This window comes from Ilyobacter sp., from assembly GCF_041583315.1.
In the GTDB taxonomy this organism is placed as follows: Bacteria; Fusobacteriota; Fusobacteriia; order Fusobacteriales; family Fusobacteriaceae; genus Ilyobacter.
Genome location: NZ_JBFHGC010000538.1, coordinates 1 through 1944, shown reverse-complemented (window position 1 = coordinate 1944; position 1944 = coordinate 1). Strand labels below are relative to the sequence as shown.

General features: G+C 36.4%; 2 protein-coding genes. Both read right to left on the bottom strand.

The genetic code is table 11. The annotated features are described in order from the left end of the window. Window positions 1-194: 194 nt before the first annotated feature. Window positions 195-1352: an isocitrate/isopropylmalate family dehydrogenase gene (locus tag ABZA26_RS13945; RefSeq protein WP_372715100.1), complete on the bottom strand. Its 1158-nt coding sequence runs from the start codon at window positions 1350-1352 to the stop codon at window positions 195-197. 424 nt (window positions 1353-1776) lie between these two features. Further along, window positions 1777-1899, bottom strand: a complete 123-nt coding sequence (locus ABZA26_RS13940) for a hypothetical protein (protein ID WP_372715099.1) — start codon at window positions 1897-1899, stop codon at window positions 1777-1779. Between the last annotated feature and the right edge of the window lie 45 nt (window positions 1900-1944).

Genomic DNA, 1944 nt, shown 5'->3' with positions numbered 1-1944 from the left:
TGCCTCCAAAACAAGATAAGACATCACTCCGTTCAGATCATGAGACAAAGTCTGATGTGCCTTTACCCCGATTCTTTGACCTCTTATCATTTCTCCATCTACAAGTGATTTTGAAATAAGTTTTTCAGTTAGTGTTTTATTCATAATCCCTCCTGATAATCTAAAAATTACCTCTATACTTAATCCGCTGTTTATTACTTCAACTTTCTAATTTCATCTAATATGTAATCTGTATATTCTTTGGCTGAAGCCCCCTCTGATGTACTTGTCATTTTAATCTTTCTTTCTTCAACTCCACAAATATCCAAGGCCCTTGTTAATACTTTTGATTTTTCATTGTATCCTATATGGTTCAGGAGCATTCCAAATCCTCTCATGAGACTGCTCGGGTCAGCATATTGCCCCCTGTTGCTTTTTATCATTGCCGGAGCCGACCCGTGAATAGCTTCAAATACAGCATATCTGTTTCCTACATTTGCACTCCCTGCTGTTCCACGCCCCCCCTGAAATTCTGCTGCTATATCAGAGATAATATCCCCATAAAGGTTAGGCAGTACAAATACCTCTAAATCTCTGCTGAACTCAAGATCGGTCAACCTCGCAGCTGTAACGTCTGCAAGTTTTTCCACAATATTTATCTCTTTATAATCTTCTCCCACCTTTTTACAGGCTTTTATAAAGTTCCCGTCTGTTGTTTTTATTATATTTGCCTTTGTGACAACGGTGACATTGTTTTTATTATTATTTCTGGCATATTCAAATGCTGTCTTGGCAAGACGTTCAGAATTTATTTTTGTTTCCAGTACAAAGTCGATGGCTAAATTTTCATCCACTTGTATACCCTTGCTTCCCAGGGCGTACCCCCCCTCTATATTCTCTCTGAAAAATACCCAGTCCACTCCCTTGCTGGGAATAGATACCGGCCGCACATTACTAAACAGATCAAGTTCCCTTCTCATTACAGCATTGGCACTTGTCAGATTAGGCCAGGGATCACCTGCCATTGGAGTTGTACAAGGCCCTTTCAAAATAACATGGCATTTTTTTATCTCATCCAAAATATCAGCCGGTACTGACTCCAGCTTGGCAACCCTGTTTTCTATGGTCAGCCCCTCTATATTTCTTATCTCTATCTCTCTACTGTCAATCTCAGATTTTAAAAGTTCATTCATTATTCTCTTTGTCTGCTCCATTATAATTGGTCCAATCCCGTCTCCGTCGATAACCCCTATAATAATTTTATCTAATTTTTTGTAGTCTACACTCTCTTTAAAGGATTTCATCTTCTCTATTTTTTCTAGCTGTTCTTTTAATATTTCACCGAAAATTTTCTTGGCAGCTTCTATTTCCATAACATCCTCCTTTAAAATCTGTTTAATAAAAGTCTACCTTTTTATCAATATTATTTAAAATACAGTTTTTTTATCTATAATCATTCCATAAACTTATATTTATAAAAGAAAAAAGAGCAGAACCTAGGTTCTGCTCTAACTATTATTTTTAATGATGCCACCTGCCAAAGTCGAACCGGCACCCTCTACCTTGCCGTAGATTTTTATTTTTCCAACTATTCTCTATCCTTCTATTTTCAAGGGTTTTATATTTAACTTTTTACATTTTCAAAGCTTTTTTTATGTGTTTTATGATTTTTTATTGTCAAAATGAAACCTCGTAAAGAATGGACCTATAATGATGAACCGTGCAGGCTACACTTTTTATTCTATATAAAGTGGTCTCTCAACTCAGTCAGATTTACGCAGTTGGCAAGTTTCATCCTCAAGCTTTTATGTTACATTCCTGCTCTTTCGTAAGAGCGTCTCTCTTCCCAAGTCTCCCTGTTTCCATTCTGATTTTCCTAGAGGCCTTTTTCCCATGACTATTTATCTCAATAGTTCCCATGCTCTCTTGTAAAAACTATATTTTTAAAGTATCAAAAGATAAGTG